Here is a 20,328-nt window from a genome sequence, read left to right on the forward strand (position 1 = left end):
GTTGAGGAAATCCATTACCGTTCATCCATATCCTTTATGGAGCGGAACACGGCGATGGGCATTCTCGCAGACTTCAGAAACGATCTGGCATCCGGCGATACCATAGCGCGGCTGCGCGGCGGGCTGATCGGCAACGGCGCGCGTTTCGATGCCGGCTTCGGCCCGCAGTCGCTGCTCTATGCGGACTACGTCGCGTCGGGCCGCGCCCTTCGGCAGGTGGAGGACTTCGTCGCCGAAAACGTCCTGCCCTGGTACGCCAACAGCCATACCGAAGCGTCCTACTGCGGCGGCGCCATGACACGGCTTCGGGAAGAGGCGCGGGGCGTGATCGCCGGGCTCGTGGGGGCCGGCGCCGATTGCCATGTCGTCTTCACCGGCTCCGGTGCGACGAGCGGCATCAACCGCATCGTCCGGCTTCTGGAAGTGGACGCGCGCGTGGCCGCCGGCGACCGGGTCGTGGTGCTGTCGGGTCCGTACGAGCATCACTCCAACATTCTGCCATGGCGCGAAAGCGGAGCACGCGTGATCGAGGTTGCCGAGGCGGAGTGCGGCGGGGTCGATCTCGCCAGCCTGGACGAAGCCCTTGCAGAAGCCAGGGGAGCGGACCTGATCGTCGGCAGCTTCTCTGCCGCATCCAACGTCACCGGGATCGTCACGGACGCCGATATCGTGACGCGCCGGCTCAAGGCGGCCGGGGCCATCGCAATCTGGGACTATGCGGCAGGCGCGCCCTACATTCCGATGGATATGGGCGATGGCGCGGAGGCGAAGGACGCCATCGTCCTCTCGCCGCACAAGTTTCCGGGCGGTCCGGGCGCGTCCGGCATCATGGTGGTGCGCGACAGCATCGTGCGGCGCACGACGCCCACGCTGCCGGGCGGCGGCTCGGTCTCGTTCGTCTCGCCATGGGGCCATGTCTACAGCGCACGCGTCGAGGCGCGAGAGGAAGCGGGCACGCCCAACGTCGTCGGCGACATTCGTGCGGCGCTCGTCATGCTGGTCAAGGATGCCGTCGGCGCGCGCGCGATTCTCGAACGGGAAGAGGCTTTGCGGCAACGTGCCGTCGAACGCTGGGCGCAGACGCCCGCCATCCGGCTTCTGGGCCAACGGCCCGGCATGGCGGCATTGCCGATCTTTTCCTTCCAGGTTCTGGATCCGGAAGGTGGTCTGGTTCACCATCAGATGTTCACCCGGATGCTGAGCGACATGTGGGGCATCCAGGTGCGCGGCGGTTGCGCCTGTGCCGGCCCCTATGCCCACCGCCTGCTCGGGCTGGATGACGCGGCATCGCAGGCGCTTTTCCTGCGGCTCGGGGCCGGGCACGAGCTCGAGAAGCCGGGTTGGGTGCGCCTGAACTTCAGCTATCTGCATTCCGACGCCGAGGCCGAGCGCATCGTCGATGCCGTCGCCGAATTGTCGCAGACAGCATCCCGGCTTGCGGACCGCTACGTGGCAGACCCCCGGACGGCAAGGTTCCAGCCCGCAGCCTGAGACCTCACGTCGCGATCACGAAAACTCCATGGCCTTCATGCGGCCGCTGCGACTTCCTATGTGGACGAGGCTTTGCAACTTCGGGAGTCCCTGAAATGAGCATGAATGCTGAAGAAAAGCGCCTGATCGAAGGGCTGTTCACGCGGCTTGGCATGGTCGAGCGCGAGGCCACCCCGCGCGACGGCGAAGCGGAGGCCTTCATCCAGCAGAGGCTCTCCGCCCAGCCGGCGGCGCCTTATTACATGGCACAGACCATCATCGTGCAGGAGCAGGCGCTGGAAGCCGCTCAGGAGCGTATCCGCCAGCTCGAATCCCGGAGTCAGGAGAGCGGCAGCGGCGGCGGACTTCTCGGCAGTCTGTTCGGCGGTAGCCAGCGTGGGCAGCGCCCTGACGCGCCCACGCCGCGGCAAGACCGTACCGGCGGTGCGATGCCGGCCGGCTCGCCCTGGGGCGGCGCATCGGGCGCACAGGCGCAACCCGCCGCACGGCAGGGTGGCGGCTTTCTTGCCGGCGCCGCGCAAACGGCCGTCGGTGTGGCCGGCGGCATGATGCTCGGCTCCATGCTGGGTTCGATGTTCGGCGGGGCGGGAGACGCCATCGCCGGCGAAGTCGACAACGCAACCGACGGGCTGGCAGAGGATGTCGGGATGGACGGCTTCGATGATGGCGGCGGCTTCGGCGATTTCGACGACATCTGATGCAACCGACCGGGCCCGGTGCAAACCGGGCCCGGATCAGCCGCGCATCAGCTATCGCGCTGGCTGGCCAGAAATTTCTCGATGCGCCCCTCGTCGCCGGCGCCTGTTGCGAAATAAAGGATCAGGATCGCGACCACGAGCCCGCCGGCGATCAGCGGTGCGGTCCAGTCCCCCTCGGCAATCCGCACGATCAGCAGCGTTGCACAGGATAGCGCTCCAAGCGCCGGCACGATGGCCGGCACCTCGAACTTGCCCGGCTGGTCGTCCGGGCGACGCTTCAGGACGATCAGCGCAACGTTGACGACCGTGAAGACCATCAGCAGCAGCAGGACGGTCGACGAGGCCAGTGCGGCGATGTCCCCCAGCAGCGACAACAGGATCACGATGGCGAGCAGCACGAAGATCGCGACATAGGGCGTGTGGCGGCTTTTGTGGACACGGCCGAGCGGGGTCGGCAGCAGGCCCTGCCGCGACATGCCGTACAGGAGACGGGACGCCATCACGTAATTCACCAGCGCGGTATTGGCGACGGCGAAGATCGTGATTCCGGCAAACAGCCCCACAGGGAACCAGGGCGCGGCCCTCTCGACGACCAATGTCAGGGGCCCGGCCGCCTCGGCCAGTTCCTGCCAGGGCACTACCGATACCGCCGTGATGGATACCGCGATATAGATCAGCGTAGCGGCAAGGATCGCCAGGATGAAGGCCAGGGGCATGGTCCGCTCCGGGTTCTTGACCTCTTCCGAGACGTTGAGCATGTCTTCGAAGCCGATGAAGGAAAAGAAGGTCAGGACGGCGCCTTGCATGACAAGCAGCGCAACCGGGCCTTCCACCGCTCCCCCGCCCTCGCTCTGCGGAAATTCCAGGAGATTGGCGTTGCCCCAGTAGCTCACACCGACGGAAATGACGAGGATCAGGCCGAAAGCCTCCACCAGGGTGCAGACGGCGTTGAGCCAGAGGGATTCCGAAATGCCCCGGAAGAGGACGCCGGACAACAGCACCAGAAAGCCGATGGCCAAAAGCCAGTGGGGAGCACCGATGCCGAAGGTCTCGGCGATATTCGCCGCCACGACGTTGGATTGGGTCGCGATGGAGGTCAGGCCGGAACACACCACGGCCAGACCGACGACGTAGCTCACCATGGGGCGGCGATAGGCCATCTGCGTCACATAGGCCGCACCCCCGGCACGCGGATAGCGCGATGCGATCGAGGCATAGGAAAGCCCCGTCAGAAGCGCCGCCACCATCGAAACGAGAAAGGCGACCCAGACTGCGCTGCCCAATTCGGCCGCCGCCTTGCCGATCAGCCCGTATATACCCGCCCCCAGCATGCTGCCGAGGCCGAAGAGCGTGATCTGCGTCAGACCCGCGGCACGCTTGAGCTTCGGTTCGCCCTGCGCTTCCTGAACCCCCATGCGGCTTTCCTCCCGCTACGCCATGGACAAGCGGCGGGAAGCTTCACGTCTCGCTCACGCCGCCTTTATCGACATGATAGCCTCGGGCAGTTGGTCAAGGCGCTCCAGCACATAATCGGCCCCCAGCGCCTCGGCCGGTATGGAGGTGTAGCCGCCACGCAGGACCGCGACCGCCATGCCGGCCGCCTTTGCCGCCGCCACGTCGTTTTCGCTGTCGCCGACGAACATCGTGTCGGCCGGCGTCACGCCGAGCCTTTCACAGGCCAAGAGAAGAAGATCCGGCGCGGGCTTCTTGGCCGGGCCGGCGTCGCCGCCGATGACGATATCCATCGCATCGGCAAGGCCGAAATGCGCCAGGATCGTTGCCGTCTCCGAACCCGGCTTGTTGGTCACGACGCCGAGGCGGTAACCCTTGTCGTCCAGGTGCCGCACGATGGCGCTGGCGCCGGCGTTGAGGGTGGTCAGTTCCGTCGCGCGCGGACCGTAGATGGACAGGAAGCGCTCCACCACCTTGTCGCGGCTTGCCGGGTCGATGGGCTTGTCGAGCGCCGCATAGGCACGCTCGATCAGCTTCGGGACGCCTTGCCCGACAAAGCCGGTCACGGCCTCCAGGGTAAAGGGCGGCTCGCCATAGCTGGCCAGCGTATCGTTCAGCGCTGCATGGATATCGGGCACGGAGTCCACCAGCGTTCCGTCGAGATCGAACAGGATGGCCTTCGGCCAGATCGGGCTATCGCTCATGCCCCTCCCCTCATGCAGGCTGGATCATTGAGACGGTGATCCATTCGGCCGTCAAGGCGGGCTTGGCCGCCCCTTCGATCTCCACGGATGCTTCCCAGGTGGACTGGATCGTCACCGCCCTCTCGTTCAGGCCCTTGAGACGGAAACGGCCGCGCACCCGCGCGCCGCTGCGCACCGGCGAGACGAAGCGCACGCGCTCGAACCCGTAATTGACGCCGATCGTGGCGCCCTCGACGAAGGGCATGGCGCGATAGGCCAGGGTCGACAGCAGCGATAGCGACAGGAAACCGTGCGCGACCGTTCCCCCGAAAGGCCCCTCGGCGGCGGCGCGCGCAGGATCGACATGAATGAACTGGTGATCGTGCGTGGCATCGGCGAACTGGTCGATCATGGCCTGGTCCACAGCCAACCAATCGGAAACGAACGCCTCGCCATCGACATAGCCACGGTAGGTCTCCAATGGCACCAGCCTTTGCCTCAGCTCCGCCTCCGACACTTCGCTCATTCCGCAGCCTCTCCGCCTGTCTGTCCGTCCGCGCCTTCCTATGCCCTGTCCGGATCACGGTTGCAAAGCATCCGGGGGTGGGCAGCGCAGCATCGTGGCCCATATGTGCAGGCACCTATCGAAAATCCAAGGGAAAGGCAGGGTCGATCCATGTGCGGAATTTGCGGTGAAGTTCGCTTCGATGGCAGGATGGCCTCACCGGAGCGGATCGAGCGCATGGGCAACTGCCTGGCGCGACGCGGCCCCGACGGATCGGGCCAGGTCGTGCGCGGCAATGTCGGCCTCGGCCACCGCCGCCTGAAGATCATCGACCTTTCGGAAAAGGCACAGCAGCCGATGGTCGACGCCGATCTCGGTCTTACCCTCGCCTTCAACGGCTGCATCTACAATTATCCGGCGTTGCGTGCGGAACTGTCCGACATGGGCTACCGCTTCTTTTCGCACGGCGACACGGAGGTGATCGCCAAGGCCTACCACGCTTGGGGGGCATCCTGCGTGGAGCGGTTCAAGGGGATGTTCGCATTCGCCATCCACGAGCGGGATACGGGACGCGTCATGCTGGCGCGCGACCGCTTCGGCATCAAACCGCTATACCTGTCGCAGACGCCGGAACGGCTTTATTTCGCTTCGTCCCTGCAATCCATCCTGAAGACCGGCGACGTCGATACGTCCATCGACCGCGAAGCCCTGCACCATTACATGACCTTCCATGCGGTCGTGCCGGCGCCGCTGACGATCATCAAGGGCGTGCGCAAGCTTCCCCCGGCCACCGTGCGGCTGATCGAGCCGGACGGCACCTTCGAAGACAAGGTCTACTGGAACCCGTCCTACGGCCCGCAACCGGGCGACGAATCCATGACCGCCGACGATTGGCGGGACGCGGTGCTCGAATCCCTGCGAACCGCCGTGGAACGGCGCATGGTCGCAGACGTGCCGGTTGGCGTGCTTCTGTCCGGAGGGGTTGATTCCTCGCTCATCGTCGGCCTTCTGGCCGAAGCGGGACAGACGGGTCTCAGCACCTTTTCCATCGGCTTCGAGGATGCGAACGGCGAGGTCGGCAACGAGTTCGAATATTCCGACCTCATTGCCCGGCACTACGATACGAAGCATCACAAGATCTTCGTGCCGGGTTCCGAATTGATGGAGAACCTGCCGGGTGCCATCGGCGCCATGTCGGAACCCATGGTCTCCTACGACAATATCGGCTTTTACCTCCTGTCCCGCGAGGTCTCGAAGCACATCAAGGTCGTGCAGTCGGGACAGGGAGCGGACGAGATTTTCGGCGGCTATCACTGGTATCCGCCTCTGGCCGGAGCCAACGACCCCCTTGCCTCCTATTCGAAAGCCTTCTTCGACCGCAGCGACGAAACCCTCCGCCGCCACCTTTCCCCCGAATGGCATACCGAGACCGATGTGAGCCTGGATTTCGTCCGCGCCCATTTCGGCCGGCCAGGCGCCGACGATCCGGTGGACAAGGCATTGCGTCTCGATAGCCGCATCATGCTGGTGGACGATCCCGTCAAGCGCGTGGACAACATGACGATGGCCTGGGGGCTGGAGGCGCGCGTGCCGTTCCTGGACCACGAGCTGGCGGAACTCGCCGCACGCATCCCCTCGGCCGAAAACCTCAGGCAGGGCGGCAAGGGCGTATTGAAGGAAGCCGCCCGCCAGGTGATCCCGTCCGAGGTGATCGACCGCAAGAAGGGCTACTTCCCGGTCCCGCAGCTGAAATATATCCAGGGGCCGTATCTGGACATGGTGCGCGATACGCTGACGAGCGACAGGGCGCGGCAACGCCAGCTTTTCCGCAAGGATTATCTGGACGATCTGTTCGCCAACCCGACGCAGCGGATCACGCCGCTGCGTGGATCGGAGCTCTGGCAGGTGGCCCTGCTTGAACTTTGGCTCCAGAGCCAGGAGATCTGAGGCCGATGACGGGTGACGACCACGGCAAGGCCGCAGCCGGCTACGAACGGCGGCTGAAGCGCATGCGGACATTCGCCAAGGTTCCGCACGGCGCGCCCGACGGCACGCCGCAACCCGACGCGTCAGTCGACTGCGGGTGGGGACGGCTGTTCTTCGGGCAGACCTTCGAAGATCCGTCGGCGCTGGTGAAACGGCTGAACGAGGAAGGGCCGGACCGGCGCGACATCGCCTTCTATGTGCGCGATCCGCATGTCCTGATTTCCTATGCGCCGCAGGAATTGTTTCTCGACCCGTCCCATACCTACCGTCTGGACCTCAACACCTATCGGCCCAGTCGCCGCAGGCCAGCCGGCTTTCGCATCCGCCGGCTGGCGTCGGTGGCCGACGCGGCGGAAATCAACCGCATCTACCAGAGCCGGCGCATGGTGACGGTGGACCCGGATTTCTTCTGGCAGAACAGGGACAGCCGCGCGTTGACCTGGCTGGTCGCCGAAGACGAGACGACACGTCAGATCGTCGGCACGGTGACGGGCGTCGACCATGCGCGCACCTTCGACGATCCGGAGAAAGGCTCGTCGCTCTGGTGTCTCGCCGTCGATCCGCAGGCCCAGCATCCGGCTATCGGCGAGGCCCTGGTGCGCCAGCTTGCCGAACACTTCCAGGCGCGTGGATGCGCCACCATGGATCTGTCGGTGATGCACGACAACCAGCCTGCCATCGGGCTGTACGAGCGGCTCGGGTTCTACCGCGTCCCCTTCTTTGCGGTGAAGCGGCGAAACCAGATCAACGAACAGCTCTTCACGGGGGCGGGCGACGCCTTCGACGACCTCAACCCCTATGCGCGCATCATCGTCGACGAAGCCCGCAGACGCGGCATATCCGTCGATGTCATCGATGCGTCGGGCGGCTTCTTCCGGCTGACCTATGGCGGCAGAAGCATCCGTTGCCGCGAAAGCCTGTCCGAGTTGACCTCGGCCGTCGCCATGTCGATCTGCGACGACAAGAGCGCCACCCGCCGCCTGGTGGAAGGAGCCGGTGTCGCCGTTCCGGCGCAGATCGCCGCGCCCGAGGGCGACGAAGACCTGGCCTCCTTCATCGAGGCGCATGGCTCCATCGTCGTCAAGCCCGCCAGGGGCGAGCAGGGACGCGGGATCGCGGTCGGCGTCGAGACGCTCGACCACGCGAAGGCCGCCATCCGGGATGCGCGCGAGCAATGCGACAGGGTTCTCCTGGAATCCTGCTTCCAGGGCGACGACCTGCGGCTCGTCGTCATCGATTTCCGGGTCGTCGCGGCAGCCATCCGGCGCCCGCCGGTCGTCGTCGGCGATGGACGCCATACGATACGAGAGCTTATCGAGCGCCTGTCTCGCCGAAGAAGCGCGGCGACCGGGGGCGAAAGCCGCATACCGCAGGACGACGAGACCGAGCGTTCCGTACGCAAGGCCGGGTTCGGCCTCGACGACGTCCTGCCGGAGGGACGGGAAGTCAAGGTTCGCGGAACCGCGAACCTGCATACGGGCGGCACGATCCACGACGTGACCGGCATGGTGCATCCGCAACTGGTGGAAGCCGCCGTGGCCGCCACGCGTGCGATCGACATACCCGTCTGCGGCGTTGACCTGATGGTCAAGGACCCTCGCCTGCCCGACTATGTGTTCATCGAAGCCAACGAGCGCCCCGGCCTCGCCAATCACGAGCCGCAACCCACGGCAGAGCGCTTCGTGGACCTGCTTTTCCCGCTGTCCATCCCCGCCTCCGTGCGCAAGGCGCAGCAGCGCAAGCGCAAAAGAGTCTAGATGCGCCTCGCAAGCGCATCCTGAAATCAGCTATAGGCCGCAGACAACCTAGCGGCGCAGGAGTTCATCGTGCCCCGGCTTTCGATCGACAGCCATTATCTGACCGACCAACTCAAGGCCCTGCTTCGTATACCCAGCCCGACGGGCTATACGGACACGATCGTGCGACACGTGACGCACGAGTTGCAGCGTCTCGGCCTGCGGGTAGAACTGACGCGGCGCGGCGCCATCCGCGCCTTGCGACAGGGAAGCCGCCGTGCTTCGGCTCGCGCCATCGTCAGTCATGTCGACACGCTCGGCGCGCAGGTCAAGGCGCTGAAGCCCAACGGCCGGCTGGAAGTCGTGCCGATCGGGCATTGGTCGGCCCGCTTCGCCGAAGGCGCGCGCGCCACGATCTTCGCGGATACGGGCTCCTATCGTGGCACGATCCTGCCGTTGAAGGCGTCCGGACATACCTTCAACGAAGCCGTGGACAGCCAGCCCGTCGGCTGGTCGCATGTGGAACTTCGGGTCGACGCGTTGTCTCGCGACGGCCGCGAACTGGCACGGCTGGGCATCGAGGTAGGCGATATCGTCGCCATCGATCCCCAGCCGGAATTTCTCGACAACGGCTTCATCGTCTCGCGGCACCTCGACAACAAGGCCGGCGTTGCGATCATGCTGGCCGCCATCGAGGCGCTGGAGCGGGAGAAGACGGTAACGCCGGTCGACATCCACTGGCTGTTCACCATCGCCGAGGAAGTCGGGGTCGGCGCATCGTCCATCCTGACGCCGGATGTCGCCTCCATGGTGGCGGTGGACAACGGCACGACGGCGCCGGGGCAGAACTCTTCCGAATTCGGCGTCACGATCGCCATGGCCGACCAGACCGGTCCGTTCGACTATCATCTGACCAAGAAGCTCGTGCGCCTCTGCCAAGACGAAGACATCCGTTACCAGAAGGACGTGTTCCGCTACTACCGTTCGGACTCGGCTTCCGCGGTAGAGGCCGGGCACGACGTGCGGACCGCCCTCGTCACCTTCGGCGTGGACGCCTCGCATGGGTGGGAGCGTATTCACATCCACGCCTTGCGCTCGCTGACCGAGCTCATCACCGCCTATGCGACCTCGCCCGTCGAGATCGAGCGGGACAGAAACCTTCATGCCGGGCTGGAAGGGTTCACCCGGCAGCCGGCAGCCGAAGCCGCGCAGGAACTGGCCGAAGATTCGGATCCCGGCAACGAAGACCGGGGCTGAGCGTCAATTCCGCTGCTGACACATCCAAACTGAACAGGATAGAGAAACATGGCGCGCGGCCGATTGCGTCGCGCGCGGCCGAAAGGGGGTGATGTTTGTGAAACTTCGGAAGGTCGTACTCCGGATCAGGGTATTTGGTAGCAGCCTGACACTGGTCTGGAAGTAACCCGACGGGGCCGGCGCGAATGCCGGTCCCTGCCGAAGGCGAGACAACATCACCCCCTTGGCATGAATATTATCACATCGGCAGGGACGTTCAAGGACGCGGTTCGACTGCGCCGACGATTCGCCGAGGATGGGTGAAGACTTCGAAGGTGTCGCCGCGCGCAACGGCGACCACGGTGATGCCGGCCGTGTCGGCCTCGCGGAGCGCCAAGGCGCTCGGCACCGATATGGCGGCGATCAGCCCGCATCCCATCATCGCGGACTTCTGCACCAGTTCCACGGAAAGTCGGCTGGTGATCGTCAGGAAGCCCAGCGAAGCGTCCGTTCCCGCGGCCGCCAGATGGCCTGTGACCTTATCGAGCGCATTATGCCGGCCGACATCCTCGCGGATCACGATGCAGCCCGTGCCGGGGCGATGGAAGGCCGCGGCGTGCACCGCGCGGGTGCGACGTCCGAGAACCTGGCCTTCCGCCATCTCCTCCATCGCCCGGACGATCTGCACAGGTTCGACGGCCAGGACGTCGTCCAGCCGCGGCAGGGAGACCGTCGCGTATTCCAGCGATTCCACGCCGCACAATCCGCAGCCGACCGGGCCGGTCATCTGCCGGCGGCGTGCCACATAGGTGGCCGCCCGCTGCGGCACGAGCCAGAGACGGCAATCGTAGCCGCCGTCGACCGCTTCCATCTCCAGCCGCTCGATTTCGTCGGCCGTGCGCACGATCCGCTCGTTCAGCGCCAGCCCGAGCGCCATATCCTTGAGGTCGGAGGGCGTCGCCATCATCACGGCGTGGGTGGTCCCGTTGATCGACACGGCAACGGCCGCCTCTTCCGGTACCGGTCTTTCGCCGGCGGCGAAGCGTCCGTCGCGCCAGGCCAGGGTAGCCGCCTTGACGTCCACACTCATTGCGGCACCTCGTTCAGGCTGAGTGAAATCACAAAGTGATCACGCAGGCGTGTTCAAACGCGCCGAAGCGCATTATGACCTTAAGCGCGCAACCATCGCGCGAGTCCCAGTTTACATAGCGACAGGTGATGCGTTGAGCGAATCCTTCCTCGCGGCAGAGTTTGCCGCCCTTCTTCAAGTCCTCTTCATCGATATCGTGCTGGCGGGCGACAATGCGGTCGTCGTCGGCATGGCGGCGGCTGGCGTCGACAAGTCGATCCGCAGCAAGGTCATCTTCTGGGGCATCGCAGGCGCCGTCGTCATGCGGATCCTGTTGGCGATCATCGCCGTCGAACTCCTGGCGATCGTGGGCCTGACGCTTGCCGGCGGCATCCTGCTGCTCTGGGTATGCTGGAAGATGTACCGCGAGATCCGCGCCGGCGGCCACGAAGAACTGGACGAGGAAGCCGCCGCCAAAATGCCGAAGAAGAGCTTCGGCCAGGCCCTTTTGCAGATCATCGTCGCGGACATCTCCATGTCGCTCGACAATGTGCTGGCCGTGGCGGGCGCCGCGCGGGATCATATCGAGGTCCTCGTCGCAGGCCTTCTGATATCCGTCGTGCTGATGGGCGCCATGGCCACGCTGATCGCCCGGCTTCTCAACAGATATCGCTTCATCGCCTGGATCGGCCTGCTGATCATCCTGTTCGTCGCGCTCAAGATGATCTACGAGGGCACCGAGCAGGTTGCCTGCGCGGGCATCCTCCCGGCCCTCTGCCTGGAGCACTGACCGTCCGGCATCCCGAACAGGCGAGGACAGGTATGACGAGCGAACTGGATTGCGTCGAAGATGCGGTGGCCGCGATCGCGGCGGGCGAGCTTGTGGTGGTGGTCGACGATACCGACCGCGAGAACGAAGGCGACCTGATCATGGCGGCGTCGAAGGCGACGCCCGAAAAGATGGCCTTCATGATCCGCCACACGAGCGGCATTCTCTGCGTGCCCATGACGGCGGACCGGGCCCAGCGCCTGAACCTCCCGCCGATGGTGGCCAACAATCTCGATCCGATGCGCACCGCCTTCACCGTGTCCGTCGACTACAAGGTCGGCATGACGACAGGCATCTCCTCGGAAGAACGTGCCAACACCGCGCGCGCCCTTGCCAACGACAATGTCTCCGCAAACGACTTCCTGCGCCCCGGCCATATGTTTCCGCTGATCTCGCGGGAGGGCGGGGTGTTGACCCGCTCCGGCCACACCGAAGCGGGAACGGACCTTGCCAAGCTGGCCGGGCTGGAGCCCGCCGGCGTCCTGGCCGAGGTGGTCAACGACGACGGCACCGTCAAGCGGCTGCCCGAACTCATCCCCTTCGCACGGGAGCACGGGCTCAAGATCGTCTCCATCGAAGACCTGATCGCCTATCGCATACGCCGCGAAAGCTTCGTCACCTGCGTCAAGGAACAGGAGATGATGATTGGCGGCATGAAGGGGCGCGTGCGTATCTACGAAACGCCGTTCGACGACATGCAGCATGTCGTCGCCCTGTTCGGCGACGTCAAATATGCCGCCAACGTGCCGACGCGCATCCACCGCGAACAGCCGGTCAAGGATTTGTTCGGACGGGTTCGCGGCAGCCGCACATGGGTGGAATCCGCCGTCGATGCCTTGCAGAAGCACCAGAACGGCATCCTGATGCTGCTGCGCACCTCGGAGGCCGACGATTACACGCCGGAAGAACATGCAGCCCCTGCCCTGCAGGACGGGGAAAAGCATGGCAGCGCGCGTGCGCGCATGGCGCGCTGGCGCGAAATCGGCATCGGCGCGCAGATCCTGCGGGACCTTGGCGTGCGCTCGATCCGCATCCTGGCGACGCACGAGCGGTCCTATGTCGGCCTGACGGGCTTCGGCATCGACGTGGGCGGCACAATCCTGCTGGACGACTAGAGTCTTCAGCCGATCGGCTGCTGCCGCGTTTCGAGATCGACCGCGGCGGCGGCCAGAAGGCCCAGGAACAGAAGCGCCGCGAAAAAGCCGACGGCGACGGGAAAGCCGATGGCCACGAGCGGCGCTATCGCCGTCGGCGCCAGAAGGCCGCCAAGCCGCGCCATCGCACCCGCCGTGCCCATACCCGTCGCGCGGATGCTGGTGGGGTAGAGCTCGGGGGTCCACGCATAGAGCGCGCCCCATGTGCCCAGCAGCGCGAAGCTCATCAACAGGATCGCACCCGTCACGATGACCGGTTCGAGGCTGATCGCAAAGACGAAGCAGCCGATGCACGACAGCAGCAGGAAGCCGATCAGCGTCTCGCGCCGGCCCCAGCGCTCCACTCCGTAGGCCGCCAGCGCGTAGCCCGGTATCTGGGCCAGGGCCACGACGATCAGGAAACCGTAGCCGCGCAGGAAGCCGAGCCCCTCGCCGGCAAGCCGGCCCGGCAGCCAGGTGAACACGCCGTAATAGGCCGTCGAGACCAGCAGCCAGATGGCGAGGATGCAGGCGGTGCGGCGCATGTACGGGGCCGCGAAGATACCGACATGGCCGGCGGGTTGCGGGTCCGGCCGCACCGGCTTGTCCAGCTTTGGACGGCGGTTGACCTCGAGCACTCTGTCGAAAACGTCCTGCGCCTCCTGTGCGCGGCCGTTGGACAGGAGATAGCGGGGCGACTCCGGTATCCAGAGGCGAAGGCCGATACCGAGAATGGCGGGAATGGCCGTCGCCAGGAAGATGACGCGCCATGCCTCCGCCACGCCGTAGGCGTGCGCCGCCCACGCGACGATCGCGACGGCGACGGTGCCGACGGCCCAGAAGCCCTCGAGCATCACCAGCCACCGGCCACGGCTGCGCGCCGGCAGGAATTCGGCCATCATCGCATAATCCACCGGAAGAGTGCCGCCGACGGCCAGCCCGACGACGAAACGCAAGACAAGCAGCACGGCGAAATCCGGCGCGAATACGGAGGCCAGGCTGAAAAGGGCATCGAGCGCCACGGTGGACAGAAGGATGCGCCGGCGGCCGTACCGATCGGCCAGGCGACCGAAGACATAGGCTCCGATCAGCATACCGAAGAAGAAGGCCGTGCCTGTCTGCAGGGCGTGCGGCAGCGACAGGCCGAAGCTCAAGGCGATCGATGGCGCGGTAAACCCCACTGCGATCACCTGCATGGCGTCGGCCGCCCAGACGAGGCCGAATATTCCCAGAAGGCGCCGTTGGAAGCGGCCCGTTCCGGCGCGCTCCAGGACCTCTTCGACTGCATAGCCATGTCCGGCTGCCGTCACTGCCATGATTCGCCCCCGCGTTCGACCGGCCATACTTATGACGCCGAGGCCGCGCGCTGAAAAGACGGCTTACCTGGGCAAGCGGGTTCTTTCGGCATGGCGGAGGCGCAGACCCTCCGCGCGCTCGGGCGTCAGGCGGGCCCGGCAATGCAGGCAGGAAACGCCGGCTTCGAAGCCGGGCGCCCGCGTTTCCTCTGCCGTCAGCGCCGCCCCGCATCCGAAACACTGCGTGTAGTCCGCTTCGGCCAGGCCCTGGCCTACGGCCACGCGCCCGTCGAAGACATAGCAATCGCCGTCCCAGAGGCTGTCCTCGGCCGCCACATCCTCGAGATACTGCAGGATACCGCCCTTGAGATGGAAGACTTCCTCGAAACCTTCGGCCAGCATGTAGGCCGACGCCTTTTCACAGCGGATGCCGCCGGTGCAGAACATCGCAACCTTGCGATGACGCGCCGGATCGAGTTCCTCGGCGACGAAGCTCTTGAACTGCGTAAAGCTTTCGATCCGGGGGTCGATGGCGCCGCGAAACGTCCCGATCCGCGTTTCGTAGCGATTGCGCGTGTCCACGACAACGACGTCCGGATCTTCGATGATCGCGTTCCAGTCGCGCGGGGCGACATAGGTGCCGGCCTTGAGGGCCGGATTTGCCTGCGGCGCCCGCATGGTGATGATTTCCGGACGGATGCGAACCTTCATCCGGCGGAACGGTTTCTCGGAACTGTCCGAGAACTTCACCTCGCCCTGGCGAATGCCCAGCCTTGCGTCGAGCAGATCCACCACCCGCGCGATCGCATCCGGAGCGGCGGCGATGGTGCCGTTGATGCCTTCGGAGGCGATCAGCAGCGTACCGCAGACGGCCTCGCCGACGCATATGTCCAGGAGCTCCCGCCGCACTGTCGGGAGATCTTCGATCGTCACGAAACGATAAATGGCTGCGATACGATAGCTCATCCTCGCCAACTGGCAAAATCGCGACGGCTTGACAAGCATTTCCAAAAAGCGCGACCCCTTTTCGCAATGGCAGACGAACCCGATTTCCAGACCGACTTCAGGCCCGTCATCGGTGCGGCCGAAGAAGTGGCCTCCGACATTCTCCGCGTCGTGGCCCCCAACGCCGGGGCGATGACCTTTCGCGGCACCAACAGTTACGTGCTGGGGCGCGGCAGCGTCGTCGTGGTGGACCCCGGGCCAGACGACGGCTCGCATCTCGATGCCCTGCTGCGCGCCATCGGCGAGCGCCCGGTCGAGGCGATCCTCGTGACGCATACCCATCTCGACCACACGGCCCTTGCGCCACGGCTTGCCGAGGTGACGGGCGCGCCGATCTGGGCCGAAGGGCCGCATCGACACGAGCGGGCGTTGGCCGCAGGCGAAGAAAACCGCCTGGACGCGGCTTCCGACCGCAGCCTCCCCATCGCCCGCAGGATAACCGACGGAGAGACGCTGCCGGTCGACGCGATGCGGATGGAGGCGGTGGCGACGCCCGGCCATGCCGCCAACCACCTGGCCTTCGCCTTGCCCGACCGGAGCGTGCTCCTGTCCGGCGATCACGTGATGGGGTGGGCGACATCTCTGGTGGCGCCCCCGGACGGCGCCATAGGCCCCTATCTCGCCTCGCTTGAAAAACTGATGCGGCGCGACGAGGCGCTCTACCTGCCTGGCCATGGCGGCTCGATCGCGGATCCGCAACCGTTCCTGCGCGGCCTGCGCGCGCACCGCCTCATGCGCGAGCGCGCCATATTCGAGCGGCTGGCCGGCGGTGCCACGAGCATCGCCTCGATCGTCGGCGCCATCTATCGCGACATCGATCCGAGGCTGATCGGCGCTGCGACGCTGAACGTCCTGTCGCACCTGGAGTTTCTGGAGCAGAAAGGGCTTGCGCGATCCAGCGGCCGGGGCGGTCCGGGCGCTCTCTGGATGGCGGCTACTCCTCCACCGCCCCGCTCTGCGCCAACGTCATCGCACCATCCAGCCGGTCGAGGAAAGCCGCGATGAAGCGACGGTTCTGGCCCAGATCGCGCGGTACGTCGCGCGATATGGAGCGCGCATCCACGAAGGTCGAACCGCCGTCCTCCTGGATGCGGATGGTGATGTCGCTCGGCAGACCGACCAGCGGGGCCGATGCGACGGCGTTTATCGTATAGTCCTGTGCGTCGACTTCCGCGAAACGGTCGTAGGCCGCTTCGGAATCGACGGTCGAGCGCAATGTCGGGCGGGCGATGCGGACCGTGCCCTCGACGCCGAGATCGCCCGCGGCGGGCTGGGGCAAGGCAGAGGATTCCACCGAAGCGACCTGCCAGCCAAGATCGTCGGCCACCTGCCGGGCGGTGCGGTACACTTCCCGCCCCGTGGCCGGAAACTCCCGGCCGAGCATCAGGGTGCTACCGGCGGGTGCGGTCGTCCCATCCGCCGTCATGCCTGCCGTGTAGGCCGAATTGCCGTCGGGGTTGTCGAGCGCCAGCATCGCGCCGACCGCGAACGGAATGCTGACGAAGAGGCCCAGGAACAGGGCGGCAAGCGCACGCCCTCCGCCGGGGCGGCCGGAAAGCCAGACCATCGATATGGCATGGATCGCCAGGACGAGGGCCAGCGCCAGCAGGCCGGCCGCCAGCCCGATGACGCTGCCGAAGTCGTCCAGCCGCGACAGGCCCATGCGGAACAGAAGAAAGCCCATGAACAGGAGCGCCCCGGCGAAGCCGGCAAGCCCGAATGCCCAGTCGGCCGTCCAGACCCGTTTGCGGATGTAATGCCCCGTCACCCCGGCTCAGCTCCGCCCGCGCGCCTTGGGGGGCGTCGCCGTACGCAAAGCCCTCTCCAGCCGGATCGCCGCCTGCGCGGCCGCAACACGCGCGATCGGCACGCGGAACGGAGAGCAGGATACGTAATCGAGCCCCACCTGTTCGAAGAAGCTGATGGAAGCCGGGTCTCCGCCCTGTTCCCCGCAAACGCCGAGCGTGATGTCGGGCCGGGTGCGGCGCGCCTTCTCCACGCCCATGGCGATGAACTCGCCGACGCCCTCCGCATCGATCGACTGGAATGGATCGCGCTCGATGATACCGGCGCGCTGGTACGTGCTCATGAAGTTGGCGGCATCGTCGCGCGAGATCCCGTAGACCGTCTGTGTCAGGTCGTTGGTGCCGAAGGAGAAGAAATCGGACACTTCGGCGATTGTGTCGGCCCGCATCACGGCGCGCGGCAGCTCGATCATCGCCCCGACATGATAGGAGACGCGCCGCCCCTTCTCGGCGGCGACCTCGTCCGCCACCTTGTCGATCCGCTGCTTGACGAAATCGAATTCGCGCCGCAGCCCGACCAGGGGAACCATGATTTCCGGCACCACGTCCTTGCCCTTGCGTCCGCCGGCCTCGATAGCTGCTTCGATGATGGCGCGCGTCTGCATCTCGGCGATCTCGGGATAGGAAATCGCCAGCCGGCAACCGCGATGGCCGAGCATCGGGTTGAACTCCTGCAACTGCTCGATGCGCTGGCGCAGCGCCGCGGCTTCCAGGCCGAGGCTCTCGGCCAGTTCGGTGATCTCGGCCTCGCCTTTCGGCAAAAATTCGTGCAGAGGCGGATCGAGAAGCCGGATCGTGACGGGCAGTCCGGCCATGATCTCGAACAGCTCGACGAAGTCGGACCGCTGCATCGGCAGGAGCTTCTCCAGCGCGCTTCGACGCCCCGCCTCGTCACCGGCCAGGATCATGTCGCGCATGACGCCGACGCGCTCGCCTTCGAAAAACATGTGCTCGGTGCGGCACAGGCCTATCCCCTCCGCCCCGAAGGCGCGGGCGGCACGCGCCTCGATCGGGGTTTCGGCATTGGTCCGCACGCCGAGGCGGCGGGCGCGGTCGGCAAATTCCATGAGAGTGGCGAAATCGCCGGTCAGCGTCGGCCGTCGAAGCCTTGCGGCCCCACGGATCACCTCTCCGCTCGCGCCGTCGATGGTGATCGCCTCGCCGGCCCGGATCACGATGTTGCCCGCCGTAAGCGTCTGGGCGGCAAGGTCGATCCGGAGCGCGCCCGCACCCGTTACGCAAGGCTTGCCGATGCCGCGCGCCACGACCGCGGCATGGCTGGTCGTTCCGCCGCGGATGGTCAGCACGCCTTCGGCGACATGCATGCCGTGCACATCTTCCGGCAAGGTTTCGTTGCGCACCAGGATGACGTTGCGCCCCTCGCCCGTCAGTCGGACGGCTTCTTCGGAATTCAGGACGACGATGCCGGTTGCGGCGCCGGGAGAGGCCGGCATGCCGCGCCCGACCACCTCGACCGTATCGCCATGCTCGATCGTCGGATGCAGCAGCTCGTCCAGTGCCATCGGGTCGATGCGCAGGATGGCCTCGGGCTCGTCGATCAGGCCGTCGCGCACCATCTCCACCGCCACGCGGACGCCCTCGGCTATGGTCCGGCGCGCCGGACGCGACTGAAGCAGATAGAGGTCGCCGTCGCCCACCATGAAGTCGACTTCGCAGGCATCGGCCATGTGGCGTTCGATACGGCGTACATAGTCGGCAAGCGCCTCCATGTCGGCGGGAAACGTCTCGCGGGCCCGCTCCGTATCCAGTTGCACGATGTCGGCGTCTTCGCCGCCGATCTCGCCCGTTTCCTCGCGCCCGCCGATCCGGAACTCGCCCGTCAGCCGTCCCTTGCCCGTCGCCATGTCGCGGGAGAGGGCATGGCCGGTGCCGGATTTTTCGCCGCGCTCGTTGAAGATCATGGCATGCACCGTCACGGCGATGCCGGCATTCTCGGAGATGCCGTGGGCGGCGCGGAAGGTGCGCGCGACCGGGCTGCGCCAACTCTGGAAACTGGCCTCGACGACGCGCAGCAACTGCTCGAACGGCGTTTGTGGAAGCGCCTGCCCGAGTTCGGCGTCCAGGAATGCATGATACCGTGCGATCAGCGTCCGCCATTCGGCCGGGCTTGAAGGCTCCCCGCCGCCGCCCCAGCCCGCCTGCTCGCGCTCGAGGTCGAAAATCTCCTCGAATTCTCCGGCGTCCGCCCCGAAGACGAGCCCGGCAAAGCTTTCGATGAACCTCCGGTAGGCCCGGAAAGCGAAGGGCAGGTCTTCGAGCTCGAGCGCCAGCGTTTCGACCGTGCGGTCGTTGAGGCCGATATCGAGAACGGTATCGGCAAGGCCGGGCATGGCCGCGCGCGCGCTGGGCCGCACAGCCATGAGCAGGGGGCGCATTTCACCGTCGAAGGTCCGTCCGGTGATGCCTTCGAGCCATTCGACGGTCGACAGGATCTCCGCGCGCAGCGCGGCCGGCAACTCGCCATGGGCGGATGCCGTCTCGCGCCATGCGACCGACGAAATCGTGAAACCGGGAGGAACCGGCAGATCCAGCATCGCCAGCAGCGCAAGGTTTGCGCCCTTGTGCCCGAGCGATTCGGCAGGATCTGCCGTGCGGTCGGCAGCGCCACGATTGAAGGTGAAGCATTTCCTGACCATGGCGCGCGACTGCCGGCTCCCTTTATCCTCCTAGCGGTTCTGTTCGATGACGGCGCCCATCTCTTCCGCGCTCATCGCGCCGGCATAGCGGTTGCCGTTGATGAAGAAGGTCGGTGTCGCGCTGACCCCGAACTCGCTCTGCCCGCGCTGCTGCACGGCCATGACCTTCTTCTGTAGGTCGGCATCCTGCAGACAGGCGGTGAACTGCTCCTGCGACATGCCGGCCTGACGCGCGATGGCCAGAAGCTCGACCGATGCATTCTCGGCGCCGGCCCATTGCCGCTGCTGGTCGAAAAGCACGTCGATCATCGCCGTGCGCCGCTCTTCGGGTACGCAGCGCGCCAGCATGAAGCCGGCCAGGGCGCGCGGATCGAACGGGAACTCCCGCACGATCAGCTTGGCGACGCCGGTATCGAGATATTCGGTCTTGATGGTCGGGTAGGCATTGGCATGGAAGTCGGCGCAATGGCTGCAGGTGAGCGAGGCGTACTCGACGATGGTGACCGGCGCGTCCGGATTGCCGATCACGATGTCCGGCAGTTCGCCCGGCTGCATCAGGGCATCCACATCCACCGTGCCCTGGGCCTGCGGCGCCGCCGCCGTTTCCTGCGCGATCGCAGCGCCGGTATAGGCAGGCGCGCCCGCCATCAATACCGCACCGGCCAGAAGCATGGCGTAAAACCGCGCCTGCCTGGACTTGTTCGTAAGCGACATGATCTCTTCCTTTGACGTCGTCACCCTTCGCATT

General features: G+C 65.9%; 17 protein-coding genes. 8 read left to right on the forward strand and 9 right to left on the reverse strand.

Annotated elements, in window-relative coordinates:
* Nucleotides 1-54 precede the first annotated feature (54 nt).
* Entirely contained in the window at nt 55-1,491 is a 1,437-nt protein-coding gene (locus tag NDN16_RS05255; protein ID WP_251112591.1) for an aminotransferase class V-fold PLP-dependent enzyme, read from the forward strand.
* A 95-nt stretch (nt 1,492-1,586) separates the two neighbouring features.
* The gene (locus tag NDN16_RS05260) at nt 1,587-2,189 is read left to right on the forward strand and encodes a DUF2076 domain-containing protein (protein ID WP_251112592.1); all 603 of its coding nucleotides are present in this window, start codon (nt 1,587-1,589) and stop codon (nt 2,187-2,189) included.
* Nucleotides 2,190-2,236: 47 nt separating this feature from the next.
* On the opposite strand, the gene NDN16_RS05265 is transcribed toward NDN16_RS05260, so the two are convergent.
* From NDN16_RS05265 to NDN16_RS05275, 3 genes are read right to left on the reverse strand one after another with little or no spacing between them, the layout of a single operon-like run.
* Nucleotides 2,237-3,604 (reverse strand): APC family permease, encoded by a 1,368-nt coding sequence (locus NDN16_RS05265; RefSeq protein ID WP_251112593.1) that lies wholly within the window; start codon nt 3,602-3,604, stop codon nt 2,237-2,239.
* 54 nt (nt 3,605-3,658) lie between these two features.
* Nucleotides 3,659-4,345, reverse strand: coding sequence for a phosphoglycolate phosphatase (gph, locus tag NDN16_RS05270; RefSeq protein WP_251112594.1), 687 nt, complete (start codon nt 4,343-4,345; stop codon nt 3,659-3,661).
* A gap of 10 nt (nt 4,346-4,355) precedes the next feature.
* The gene (locus NDN16_RS05275) at nt 4,356-4,850 is read right to left on the reverse strand and encodes a MaoC family dehydratase (RefSeq protein ID WP_251112595.1); all 495 of its coding nucleotides are present in this window, start codon (nt 4,848-4,850) and stop codon (nt 4,356-4,358) included.
* A 150-nt stretch (nt 4,851-5,000) separates the two neighbouring features.
* Between NDN16_RS05275 and NDN16_RS05280 the strand changes: the two genes are divergently transcribed.
* From NDN16_RS05280 to NDN16_RS05290, 3 genes are all read left to right on the forward strand, one after another.
* Complete coding sequence (locus NDN16_RS05280; protein WP_251112596.1) at nt 5,001-6,776, forward strand: N-acetylglutaminylglutamine amidotransferase; 1,776 nt, start codon at nt 5,001-5,003, stop codon at nt 6,774-6,776.
* A 5-nt stretch (nt 6,777-6,781) separates the two neighbouring features.
* Nucleotides 6,782-8,572 (forward strand): N-acetylglutaminylglutamine synthetase, encoded by a 1,791-nt coding sequence (ngg, locus tag NDN16_RS05285; RefSeq protein WP_435301059.1) that lies wholly within the window; start codon nt 6,782-6,784, stop codon nt 8,570-8,572.
* A gap of 69 nt (nt 8,573-8,641) precedes the next feature.
* Nucleotides 8,642-9,808, forward strand: a complete 1,167-nt coding sequence (locus NDN16_RS05290) for an osmoprotectant NAGGN system M42 family peptidase (RefSeq protein ID WP_435301060.1) — start codon at nt 8,642-8,644, stop codon at nt 9,806-9,808.
* A gap of 256 nt (nt 9,809-10,064) precedes the next feature.
* On the opposite strand, the gene fdhD is transcribed toward NDN16_RS05290, so the two are convergent.
* Nucleotides 10,065-10,877: a formate dehydrogenase accessory sulfurtransferase FdhD gene (fdhD, locus tag NDN16_RS05295; RefSeq protein WP_251112597.1), complete on the reverse strand. Its 813-nt coding sequence runs from the start codon at nt 10,875-10,877 to the stop codon at nt 10,065-10,067.
* Between the two features lie 133 nt (nt 10,878-11,010).
* On the opposite strand from fdhD, the gene NDN16_RS05300 reads away from it, so the two are divergent.
* Both NDN16_RS05300 and ribB read left to right on the forward strand, forming a co-directional pair.
* A complete protein-coding gene (locus NDN16_RS05300; protein ID WP_251112598.1) occupies nt 11,011-11,646 on the forward strand; it encodes a TerC family protein in 636 nt (211 codons plus the stop codon).
* Nucleotides 11,647-11,678: 32 nt separating this feature from the next.
* A complete protein-coding gene (ribB, locus tag NDN16_RS05305; protein ID WP_251112599.1) occupies nt 11,679-12,800 on the forward strand; it encodes a 3,4-dihydroxy-2-butanone-4-phosphate synthase in 1,122 nt (373 codons plus the stop codon).
* A 5-nt stretch (nt 12,801-12,805) separates the two neighbouring features.
* Here ribB and NDN16_RS05310 read toward each other — a convergent pair whose 3' ends face one another.
* Both NDN16_RS05310 and NDN16_RS05315 read right to left on the reverse strand, forming a co-directional pair.
* Entirely contained in the window at nt 12,806-14,134 is a 1,329-nt protein-coding gene (locus NDN16_RS05310; protein ID WP_251112600.1) for an MFS transporter, read from the reverse strand.
* 63 nt (nt 14,135-14,197) lie between these two features.
* Nucleotides 14,198-15,079 (reverse strand): rhodanese-related sulfurtransferase, encoded by an 882-nt coding sequence (locus NDN16_RS05315; RefSeq protein WP_251112601.1) that lies wholly within the window; start codon nt 15,077-15,079, stop codon nt 14,198-14,200.
* Between the two features lie 66 nt (nt 15,080-15,145).
* Here NDN16_RS05315 and NDN16_RS05320 point away from each other — a divergent pair, with 66 nt between their 5' ends.
* The gene (locus NDN16_RS05320) at nt 15,146-16,123 is read left to right on the forward strand and encodes an MBL fold metallo-hydrolase (protein ID WP_251112602.1); all 978 of its coding nucleotides are present in this window, start codon (nt 15,146-15,148) and stop codon (nt 16,121-16,123) included.
* Here NDN16_RS05320 and NDN16_RS21050 read toward each other — a convergent pair.
* The 3 genes from NDN16_RS21050 to NDN16_RS05335 are packed head-to-tail and all read right to left on the reverse strand — an operon-like array spanning nt 16,053 to nt 20,294.
* Nucleotides 16,053-16,886, reverse strand: coding sequence for a DUF1499 domain-containing protein (locus NDN16_RS21050; RefSeq protein ID WP_251112603.1), 834 nt, complete (start codon nt 16,884-16,886; stop codon nt 16,053-16,055). The genes NDN16_RS05320 and NDN16_RS21050 overlap by 71 nt on opposite strands.
* 6 nt (nt 16,887-16,892) lie before the next feature.
* Nucleotides 16,893-19,580 (reverse strand): pyruvate, phosphate dikinase, encoded by a 2,688-nt coding sequence (gene ppdK / locus NDN16_RS05330; RefSeq protein WP_251112604.1) that lies wholly within the window; start codon nt 19,578-19,580, stop codon nt 16,893-16,895.
* A 30-nt stretch (nt 19,581-19,610) separates the two neighbouring features.
* Nucleotides 19,611-20,294 carry a DsbA family protein gene (locus NDN16_RS05335; RefSeq protein WP_251112605.1) on the reverse strand — a complete coding sequence of 228 codons (684 nt, stop codon included), beginning with the start codon at nt 20,292-20,294 and terminating at the stop codon, nt 19,611-19,613.
* Nucleotides 20,295-20,328: the final 34 nt, after the last annotated feature.

It is taken from the genome of Aureimonas altamirensis (genome assembly GCF_023702225.1).
Lineage (GTDB): Bacteria > Pseudomonadota > Alphaproteobacteria > Rhizobiales > Rhizobiaceae > Aureimonas > Aureimonas altamirensis_B.

Bases quoted from the DNA above. Each gene is read 5' to 3' on its own strand.
- fdhD (WP_251112597.1), bottom strand. From the start codon at position 10,877: ATGAGTGTGGACGTCAAGGCGGCTACCCTGGCCTGGCGCGACGGACGC.
- NDN16_RS05315 (WP_251112601.1), bottom strand. From the start codon at position 15,079: ATGAGCTATCGTATCGCAGCCATTTATCGTTTCGTGACGATCGAAGAT.
- NDN16_RS05255 (WP_251112591.1), top strand. From the start codon at position 55: ATGGGCATTCTCGCAGACTTCAGAAACGATCTGGCATCCGGCGATACC.
- NDN16_RS05265 (WP_251112593.1), bottom strand. From the start codon at position 3,604: ATGGGGGTTCAGGAAGCGCAGGGCGAACCGAAGCTCAAGCGTGCCGCG.
- gph (WP_251112594.1), bottom strand. From the start codon at position 4,345: ATGAGCGATAGCCCGATCTGGCCGAAGGCCATCCTGTTCGATCTCGAC.
- NDN16_RS05280 (WP_251112596.1), top strand. From the start codon at position 5,001: ATGTGCGGAATTTGCGGTGAAGTTCGCTTCGATGGCAGGATGGCCTCA.
- NDN16_RS05260 (WP_251112592.1), top strand. From the start codon at position 1,587: ATGAGCATGAATGCTGAAGAAAAGCGCCTGATCGAAGGGCTGTTCACG.
- NDN16_RS05320 (WP_251112602.1), top strand. From the start codon at position 15,146: ATGGCAGACGAACCCGATTTCCAGACCGACTTCAGGCCCGTCATCGGT.
- ngg (WP_435301059.1), top strand. From the start codon at position 6,782: ATGACGGGTGACGACCACGGCAAGGCCGCAGCCGGCTACGAACGGCGG.
- NDN16_RS05335 (WP_251112605.1), bottom strand. From the start codon at position 20,294: ATGTCGCTTACGAACAAGTCCAGGCAGGCGCGGTTTTACGCCATGCTT.
- ribB (WP_251112599.1), top strand. From the start codon at position 11,679: ATGACGAGCGAACTGGATTGCGTCGAAGATGCGGTGGCCGCGATCGCG.
- NDN16_RS05310 (WP_251112600.1), bottom strand. From the start codon at position 14,134: ATGGCAGTGACGGCAGCCGGACATGGCTATGCAGTCGAAGAGGTCCTG.
- ppdK (WP_251112604.1), bottom strand. From the start codon at position 19,580: ATGGTCAGGAAATGCTTCACCTTCAATCGTGGCGCTGCCGACCGCACG.
- NDN16_RS05275 (WP_251112595.1), bottom strand. From the start codon at position 4,850: ATGAGCGAAGTGTCGGAGGCGGAGCTGAGGCAAAGGCTGGTGCCATTG.